Genomic DNA, 8,777 nt, shown 5'->3' with positions numbered 1-8,777 from the left:
GCGGCCGGGTGCTCGACAAGGGCCAGGATGCGGTTCGCCATGAACCGGGCCGTGCGCACCGGGGTGCCGCCTCTGGTCACCTCGGTGACCGTGACGATGCCGCGGCCGGTCGCGATCTCGACCCGGCGCCCGTTGCGGCTCGCGACGATGTCATAGGTGCGGACCTCGCCGCCCGCATCTATCACGACCTCCACGCGATCGCCGCGCACCCTCTCACCGTACTCCGACCGTCGGCCCGACGAGCCCGGGCCCGTGCGGACCGCAACCCACGGCTGGGCGCGCTGGGCGGCATACCGTGAAGCATGTCGTGGGACGGGCTCATCGAGATCTTCAACCCCGGGCACCGGCACCTCGCCGAGGAGCGGGACCGCAAGCGCGTCGAGGCACGGCTGCCGGAGTCCGAGGGCGACCCGTTGCGCGAGGTCGAGCGAGGGGTCGTGCGAATCACCGTCAGTGACTGGCCCAGTGAGCCGATCCGGCGGCAGACCGGCACCGAGGACCAGACCGGGGGCTGAGGCAGTGGCCGGACACGTGTCCATCAGGCGGTACCTCAGGGCGCCCGCTCCCTCGGTAGGCTCGCATCATGGAGGTCCACAAAGCACTTGTCCGCCGTCCGAGCCCACGTCTTGCCGAGGGGTTGGTGACCCACGTGGCCCGACAGCCCGTCGACCCCGAGCTGGCACAGCGTCAGTGGGAGGGTTACGTGCAGGCGTTGGCCGAGGCCGGCTGGTCCGTCACCGAGGTCGACGCCGCTCCCGACTGTCCGGACAGCGCGTTCGTCGAGGACACCGTGGTGACCTACGGTGACCTCGCGGTCATCAGCCGGCCCGGTGCGGTGGAGCGCCAGCCGGAGACCTCGGGGACCGAGGAGGCGGTGCGAGCAGCCGGCTACCGGGTCGCGCACATCGTCGCGCCGGGAACGCTGGACGGTGGCGACGTGCTCAAGTTCGGCGGCACCGTCTTCGTCGGTCGCGGCGGGCGCACCAACGACGAGGGGATCGCGCAGCTGGCCGGCCATCTCGCCGAGTTCGGCGCCAACGTCGTGACGGTCCCCCTGACCAAGGTCCTGCACCTGAAGTCTGCCGTCACCGCACTGCCGGACGGCACGGTGATCGGCTACCCGCCCCTGGTCGACGACGCCGGCACCTTCGAGCACTTCCTTGCGGTGCCGGAGGAGCACGGTGCCCACGTCGTGCTGCTGGGTGGCAACCGGCTGCTCATGTCCACGAGCGCGCCGGCCACGACCGAGCTGCTGCGCCAACGCGGCTACGACACCGTAACGGTCGACATCTCCGAGTTCGAGAAGCTCGAGGGCTGCGTGACGTGCCTGTCCGTGCGCATGCGTGGGGTTCGAGTCGGCACCGAGTGAGGTAGGCGGGCCGGGGCGACGACAGCCGTGCCGTGGTCCGACCGTCGGTGGCCGCGCGCCCGGCCGCCGCTCCGGGTTGTGCGTGGTTGTCGTCACCAGGGCGACTACAACCACGCACGGCCGGGCTCGGGTCGGGGCGCCGACTATCGTGTCGCGGTCCGGTCGTCGGTGACCGCGAGCGGGTCGGGGCGGCTGAGCCCTCAGGCCCGCCAGGGGATGGTGCTGGTCGAGATCGTGACATCCTCGAGCACGTCCGGCAGCACGTCCACGCCGGTCCCGGGCCCGGTCGGCACGCGTACGTGTCCGTCCTCCAGCACGAAGGGCTCGGTCAGGTCGGTCCGGTAGTAGCGGTCCGAGGCCGAGGTGTCCCCGGGCAGGGTGAAGCCGGGCAGCGCGGCGAGGGCCAGGTTGGGGGCGCGCCCGATCCCGGTCTCGAGCATCCCCCCACACCAGACGGGTATGCCGTGCGCGTGCGCGACGTCGTGGATCCTACGGGACTCGAGGTAACCGCCGACGCGGGACGGCTTGATGTTGATGATGGCGGCGGCGCCCAGGACGATGGCGGTCGCGGCGTCCCGGGCCGAGGTGATCGACTCGTCGAGGCAGACGGGGGTGCGGATCCGCCGGGCGAGCTCGGCGTGACCCCTCATGTCGTCCTCGGGCAGCGGCTGCTCGATGAGCAGCAGGTCGAACTCGTCAAGCCGGGCCAGATGCTGCGCATCGAGCAGGGTGTAGGCGGCGTTGGCGTCGACCTGCAACGGGATGTCGCCGTAGGTCTCCCGGATCACCCGGACCGGCTCGAGGTCCCAGCCCGGCTCGATCTTGAGCTTGATCCGCACGTAGCCCTGCTCCAGGTAGCCCCCGACCGCCGCGACGAGTTCGTCGATCTCGTCCATGATCCCGACCGACACGCCGGCGGGGACCCGGTCGCGGACCGAGCCGAGGTGGTCGGCGAAGCCGAGGCCGGTGGCGCGCAGCTGCGCGTCGAGGATCGCCGTCTCGAGGACGTGCTTGGCCATCGGGTGACCGGTGACCGGAGCCAGGGTCGGCTGCACCAGATGCGCGGCCAGCCGGTCGCCGAGGGCGACGAGCCGGGGCATGAGGTGGTCACGCAGCACCAGCTCCGCGCCGGCGAGGAACTCGCTCGAGTAGAGCGGCTCGGGTTCGGCGCCGCACTCCGACCATCCCTCGACGCCCTCGTCGGTGACGACCCGCACGAGGAAGGTGTCGCGGTCGTAGGACGTGCCGAACGAGGTCCGGAAGGGGGCCACCAGCGGCAGCCTGACCCAGCGCATCTCGAGATGGTCGATTCTCATCACGCGTCCTGTCCTGGTCGGTCCTGACTGAAGTGGTAGCACCCCTCGCGGGTGAGTCCGTCGGCGATCCAGCCGTCCGCCAGCGCCGCCGTGAACGCGTGCCGGACGCTGAGCCGCCATGCGTTCGCGGCCGCGCGGTCGGCACTGCGCAACGCGACGATGTCGCGCGGGACGCGCAGCCAACGGTGCGGGCCGTCCAACCAGGCGAAGGGAGCGTCGTCAGGCCCGTTGGCCAGCACGGTGCCGCACGGACCGGTCGGGTCGCTGCCGGATCCGTCGATCGCCGCACGGACCCGGTCGCTGTCCAGCTCCCAGTGGGCGACCAGGCGGTCGCCGACCTCTCCGACGTTCTGCGCGTCGTGCATCGCACCGTAGAACGCGATCTCGTACTCGCGCACCACTGCGCCCAGCTTGACCAGGTTGAACCGCGCGTTCCGGGCGCCGAGTGGGTCGAAGGTCCACTCCATGACGGTCAGCCCGGCGGCGAGTGCCCAGTCCCGTTGCTGCAGCTTGAGGGCCCGGCCGATGCCCCGGTCGGCGTGGCCGGGGCGCACCGCGGCGAGGTAGCTGTAGCACTCGCCGGGCACGCTGCGACCCAGCACGGCGCCGCCGACGAGCGCATCGTCGATCCGCGCTGCGGAGACCAGGCCGCCGGCATGGACGAGGCTGCGCAACATCTCGCTGGGCATCGGCACACCGTCGGGGTTGCGTCCCCATACCTGTGTGAACAGCTCGCCGACCTCGCGCAGCTGTTCCATCTCGACGACCGGCTCGATGGTCAGCTGCTGCGCCCGGCCCGGCTCGGTACCGCTACCGATGGGTGACACCTGCCTCGGCGAGGTCGGCGGCTGCGTGCCCGGCATCGAGGACGACCACCCGGGCCGACTCGTCCGTCATGGCTCGTCCACCTCCTTGGCGGCGGCCCGGGGGACGACCACGACAGGCACCGGGGAGTGCCGGACGATCTTGGACCCGCGGGCCCCGAGGAAGACGCGAGAGGCCGGTCCGAACCGGCTCGAGCCGACGACGAGCAGCTCGTGCTCGTCCCAGTCGATGTCCTCGAGCGCCTCACCCCAGTTGCGCCCTCGGCCGACGACGACCTCGGTTCCGTCGGTGAGCAGTGAGCCTTCTTGATGCGCGGCGAAGTCACGCGCGGCGGCCGATCGGATGGTTGCCGCCCATTCGTCCACGATGCCTTCCGACTCGGCCCGGAGCAGGACCGTGTCAGGCGGGTCCGGCTGCACCGCGAAGGCGGCCAGTCGCACCGCAGCCCCGGCGGACGAGGCGACCAACCGGGTGGCCGTGACCACCTGGCTGGCCAGCTGCGACCCGTTGTAGGCGACCGTGACCCGGGTGGCCCGGTCCTCGGCGGTGCACCTGAACCCGCGGGTGGCCAGCGCCACCGGGACCGGAGAGCTGTGCAGCAGCCGGTCGGCGACGCTGCTGAGGGTGATGTGACCGAACATCCCGGCCGTCGACGAGCCGATCACGACGAACCGGGCCTGGTGCCGCTTGGCGACCTCGAGCAGCCCGCTGGCTGCCGACCGGGCCCGATGCACCACGAACTCGGCCCTGACCCCGGCCGGCAGGTCCGCCCGGGCCTGCTCGAGGGCGTGCTCGGCGAGGTGCTCCAGCCGGAGGCGGTACTCCTTGTCGACCCGGGCGTTGGCCGGCATCCAGGGCGCCGGCACGACGGTGCACACGACGAGGTCCCGCTCGGTGGACCTGGCCAGCATGGCACCGAGGTTGATCGCGGCGTGCCCGCGCCGGTTGGCCGGGTAGCCGACGACGATGCTCATCGCCCGTCCACGCCCTCGGGCGCGTCGGCGATCAGGCCGACGTGTTCGTGCCGGCCGAGGTGGGAGTGGTGCCGGCTGTAGAGGAAGTACCAGACCATGGCGGCGGCGATCCAGGCGACGAAGACTAGGAGCGTTATCGGCTTCAGGCCCTGGATGACGTAGATGCAGCCGGCCGCCGACAGGATGGGCGTGACGGGGTAGAACGGCACCTTGAACCCGCGCTTCAGGTCGGGCGCGGTGCGGCGCAGGATCATGACACCGATCGAGACGGTGAAGAACGCCACCAGGGTGCCGACGCTGGTCATCTCGGCCAGAAAGTTGATCGGGATGAAGCCCGCCAGGACGCTGACCACGATCGCGACGATGGTGGTGTTGCGCACCGGGGTGAGGGTGCGCGGGTTCACCTTGTGCATGACCGGGGGGACCATGCCGTCGCGCGACATCGCGAACAGGATCCGGGTCTGCCCGTAGAGCGAGACCAGGGTCACGCTGAAGATCGAGATGATCGCGCCGGCGGCCAGCACCGTGCCCGGCCACTTGGCCCCGGTCACGTCCATCAGGATCTGCGCGAGGCCGGCCTCCTGGCCCTTGAAGTTGGCTGTCGACTGGGCCGCCACGGCGACCAGGCAGACCAGGACGTACATGATGGTCACGACGATCAGCGAGATCATGATCGCGAGCGGCAGGTTGCGGTGTGGGTTCTTCGCCTCTTCCCCTGCCGTGGCGACGCCGTCCAGGCCGATGAACGAGAAGAAGATGACCCCGGCTGCCGCGGTGACGCCGCCGAAGCCATGCGGCGCGAAGGGCACCAGGTTGCCCGAGTTCCAGCCCTGCACGCCGATGAAGACGAACATGATCAGCACGCCGATCTTGATCAGGACCATGATGGCGTTGATCGTCGTCGACTCGCTGGCCCCCCGGATCAGCAGCAGGCTGCACATGACGACCAGCAGGACCGCGGGGAGGTTGACGATGCCGTGCTGTTCGGGAGCGTTGGCCAACGCCTTCGGGATCTCGAACCCGAACAGGTTCTGCAGGAACTGGTTGACGTACTCGGACCAGCCCACGGCGACGGCCGCGCCCGCGACGCCCCACTCGAGCAGCAGGCAGGCACCGACGCCGAGCGCGGTCAGCTCGCCCAGCGTGGCGTAGGCGTAGGAGTACGACGACCCCGAGACGGGCACCGCGCCGGCCAGTTCGGCGTAGCAGACCGCGGTCAGGCCCGCGACGACGGCCGCGATGACGAAGGACCAGACGACCGCTGGGCCCGCCACGGGGACGGCCTCGCTCAGGATGAAGAAGATGCCGGTGCCGATCGTGCCGCCGATGCCGATCGAGGTCAGCTGCCAGAGCCCGATCGACCGGGACAGCTCACTCTTGTCCGTATCGGCGCCGGTCTCGGCGGATATCTCCGTGACGGACTTGCGTCGCAGGACCTGCTCTCGTAGCGATGCCATCGCACTCTCCGATCGTCTGGCTGCGGTCCCGAGACTCGTGGATCGTACGAGCCAGTGTCAAGGGTGGCCTCCCAACCGGGTCCGCCGGCTCGCCGCCGGTGACGGGCCCGCTCGAGGCGGCACACCCTGGCGACACGACAAGGCAGACGCCAGGAGTGGCGGCGTCGCCGGGGCCGCAGGATAGGCACCAGCTGCCCGCTTCGGGCTGTCGCCGCCCGCTGGGCGCCTCTGAGAACCGCTGCTCGAATCTGATCGGCTAGATGGCTGACCATGCATGGATACACATAGGATGTCTGCCGTGGTGCAGGACATGGTCGTCGGTATCGACGTGGGCGGGACCCGGATCAAGGCTGTCCTGGCGACGCCGGAGGGCTCGGTCGCCGCCGACACCGTGCGCCCCACGCCGCCTCGGCTCGGGGAACGCCTCGGCACCGTGACCGCTGACATCGTCGCCGAGCTGACCGCCGCGGGCGCCGGCGCGCCGGTCGCGGTCGGGGTGGTCGTCCCCGGCCTCGTCGACGACGAGGCCGGGATCGGGGTCTGGTCGGCAAACCTGGGCTGGCGTGACCTCGACCTGCGAGGCGTGATCGGTGCGCACGTCGACGTTCCCGTCGCGGTCGGCCACGACGTGCGTTCCGGGCTGCTCGCCGAGCATCGCCTCGGGGCGGCCAGAGGCTGCGACAACGTGCTGTTCGTCCCGCTGGGCACCGGCATCGCGTGCGCGGTCCTGGCCCGGGGTCGCCCGGTGACCGGTTCGCTGTGGACCGGCGAGATCGGCCACGTGAACGTCATACCTGACGGCCCGCTCTGCGGATGCGGACGGCGCGGGTGCCTCGAGGCGGTGGCCAGCGCGGGGGCCATCGGCCGACGCTGGTCCGCTGCCACCGGGCTCGCCGGCGACGCCGAGCAGGTCGCCGCGCGGGTCCGGGCCGGGGATCCCGCGGCGATCCGGGTCTGGGACGAGGCCGTCGAGGCGCTGACCCTCGTCGTCGCACCGGTCGTCGCCGCGGTCGGCGTCGAGCTGGTCCTCGTCGGTGGCGGCCTGGTGCGCGCGGGCGCCACCCTGCTCGACCCCCTCCGCGCCGGGCTCACCCGCCGGCTCGGTGGGCGAGACCTCGCCCGGGTCGCCCCCGCCGCGCTCGGCGACCGCGCCGGAGCCCTCGGCGCCGCGACCATCGCCCTCGAGCTGGTCGCCCGATGATCGTCACGGTCACGCCCAACCCGGCCATCGACATCACGTATGCCGTTCACGCGGTCACGCTCGGCGCCTCCCACCGGGTCGCCTCGGTTCACGAGCGAGCAGGTGGCAAGGGCCTGAACGTCGCCGCCGTCCTCACGGCGATGGGCCGGGACTCGGTCGCCCTCGCCCCGGTGGGCAGCGGCGAGCGTGCCCTCTTCGAGACCGACCTGCGCGACCGCGGTATCGCTCACCATCTGGTCGAGTCGCCCTGTGCGACCAGACGATCCATAGCGGTCGTCGACGCGGCGGGGGAGGCCACCCTGTTCAACGAGGCCGGGGTGCCCCAGCCGGCGGCGGTCTGGCAGGCGCTCACCGACGCCGTCTCCGAGCTCTGCGTCGCCGGGTCCGTGCTGACGATCTCGGGCAGCCTGCCCGAGAACGCGCCGGTCGACCTCGTCGCCACCGTGACCGGGATCGGCGCGGCCCGAGGGGTGCCCGTGATCGTCGATGCGGCCGGGGCGCCGCTCGTGGCCGCCCTCGCGAAGCAGCCGGCTCTCGTGAAGCCCAACCGCGTAGAGGCCCAGTCGGCCGTGGCCGCTCTCGGCAGCGGTGCCGGTTCGATCGCGGAACTGCTTCGGGCCCTCGTCGATGCCGGTGCGCGGGCCGCAGTCATCTCCGACGGCGCCGACGGTCTGCATCTGCTGCACGCGGACGTCGCGTTGCACGCCCGACTGCCGGAACCGTTGTCCGGCAATGCGACCGGTGCCGGCGACGCGCTGACCGCGGCACTTGCCGCCGAGCTCGAGGACGCCGGCGGGCTGCCGCAAGGACCCGAGGCCTGGGGCCGCGCCCTGCGCCGCGGGGTGGCCTGGTCGGCGGCCGCCGTGCTGCAGCCGGTCGCCGGAGCAGTCGACCCGGCTGACGTCGCCCGGCTCGAACAGGCCGTCGAAGTGAAGGAGAGCCGCAGATGACCCTCGTCAACCTCACCACCGTCCTGGCCGAGGCGCGCGATGCCGGCCGCGGCCTGGCGGCGTTCAACGTCATCCAGCTCGAGCACGCCGAGGCCTACGCCGAGGCTGCCGAGCGGACGAACCTGCCGGTCGTCATGCAGATCTCGCAGAACTGTGTGCGCTATCACGGCGCGCTGAGGCCGGTCGGGCTGGCCGCGATGGCGATCGCCGAGACGTGCACACAGCCGGTGGTCGTGCATCTCGACCATGCCGAGGACGTCGACCTCGTCGAGGAGGCCGTGCGCCTCGGCCTGACCTCTGTCATGTACGACGGGTCGAAGCTGCCCGACGAGGCGAACCGGGCGGAGACCAAGCGGGTGGTCCGGCTGTGCCGGGCAGCCGGGGTCAGCGTCGAGGCCGAGCTCGGCGAGGTCGGCGGCAAGGACGGGGTGCATGCCCCCGGCGCCCGGACCGACCCGGGCGACGCCGCGCAGTTCGTCGCAGACACCGGCGTGGACGCGCTCGCGGTCGCGGTCGGCAGCTCGCACGCCATGGTCGAGCGCACCGCGCGGCTGGACACCGAGCTGATCGGGCGGATCCGCGACGCGGTGCCCGTGCCGCTGGTCCTGCACGGCTCCTCGGGCGTTGACGACGACGGTCTCGCTGCGGCGGTCCGAGCCGGGATGACGAAGGTCAACATCGCGAC

10 protein-coding genes are annotated in these 8,777 nt (G+C 71.7%); 5 read left to right on the top strand and 5 right to left on the bottom strand.

Features of this window, described 5'->3' with window-relative positions; all coding sequences use genetic code 11:
* The coding region (locus tag WMI84_RS14900; RefSeq protein ID WP_347354511.1) for a hypothetical protein at positions 1-209 on the bottom strand (209 nt) is incomplete at its 3' end.
* A gap of 93 nt (positions 210-302) precedes the next feature.
* On the opposite strand from WMI84_RS14900, the gene WMI84_RS14895 reads away from it, so the two are divergent.
* Together WMI84_RS14895 and ddaH are read left to right on the top strand one after the other, a co-directional pair.
* Positions 303-515: a hypothetical protein gene (locus WMI84_RS14895; RefSeq protein WP_347354510.1), complete on the top strand. Its 213-nt coding sequence runs from the start codon at positions 303-305 to the stop codon at positions 513-515.
* A gap of 68 nt (positions 516-583) precedes the next feature.
* The gene (ddaH, locus tag WMI84_RS14890) at positions 584-1,369 is read left to right on the top strand and encodes a dimethylargininase (RefSeq protein WP_347354509.1); all 786 of its coding nucleotides are present in this window, start codon (positions 584-586) and stop codon (positions 1,367-1,369) included.
* A gap of 200 nt (positions 1,370-1,569) precedes the next feature.
* On the opposite strand, the gene menC is transcribed toward ddaH, so the two are convergent.
* The 4 genes from menC to WMI84_RS14870 all read right to left on the bottom strand — a co-directional run bounded on the left by menC (position 1,570) and on the right by WMI84_RS14870 (position 5,941).
* Positions 1,570-2,685 (bottom strand): o-succinylbenzoate synthase, encoded by a 1,116-nt coding sequence (gene menC / locus WMI84_RS14885; protein ID WP_347354508.1) that lies wholly within the window; start codon positions 2,683-2,685, stop codon positions 1,570-1,572.
* Positions 2,685-3,512, bottom strand: a complete 828-nt coding sequence (locus WMI84_RS14880) for a GNAT family N-acetyltransferase (protein WP_347354507.1) — start codon at positions 3,510-3,512, stop codon at positions 2,685-2,687. The genes menC and WMI84_RS14880 overlap by 1 nt, the downstream gene beginning before the upstream one ends.
* 66 nt (positions 3,513-3,578) lie before the next feature.
* Positions 3,579-4,484, bottom strand: a complete 906-nt coding sequence (locus tag WMI84_RS14875; RefSeq protein WP_347354506.1) for a universal stress protein — start codon at positions 4,482-4,484, stop codon at positions 3,579-3,581.
* Entirely contained in the window at positions 4,481-5,941 is a 1,461-nt protein-coding gene (locus tag WMI84_RS14870) for an amino acid permease (protein ID WP_347354505.1), read from the bottom strand. Before WMI84_RS14870 ends, WMI84_RS14875 begins: the two co-directional genes overlap by 4 nt.
* A 289-nt stretch (positions 5,942-6,230) precedes the next feature.
* Here WMI84_RS14870 and WMI84_RS14865 point away from each other — a divergent pair, with 289 nt between their 5' ends.
* The 3 genes from WMI84_RS14865 to WMI84_RS14855 form a co-directional block, all read left to right on the top strand.
* Positions 6,231-7,142, top strand: coding sequence for an ROK family protein (locus WMI84_RS14865; RefSeq protein WP_347354504.1), 912 nt, complete (start codon positions 6,231-6,233; stop codon positions 7,140-7,142).
* A complete protein-coding gene (locus WMI84_RS14860; protein ID WP_347354503.1) occupies positions 7,139-8,092 on the top strand; it encodes a hexose kinase in 954 nt (317 codons plus the stop codon). Before WMI84_RS14865 ends, WMI84_RS14860 begins: the two co-directional genes overlap by 4 nt.
* On the top strand, positions 8,089-8,777 hold a 689-nt coding region (locus WMI84_RS14855; protein ID WP_347354502.1), incomplete at its 3' end, for a class II fructose-bisphosphate aldolase. The genes WMI84_RS14860 and WMI84_RS14855, both read left to right, overlap by 4 nt.

Source organism: Intrasporangium sp., from assembly GCF_039812505.1.
Lineage (GTDB): Bacteria > Actinomycetota > Actinomycetes > Actinomycetales > Dermatophilaceae > Intrasporangium_A.
This window is presented reverse-complemented; position numbering and strand designations above follow the sequence as displayed.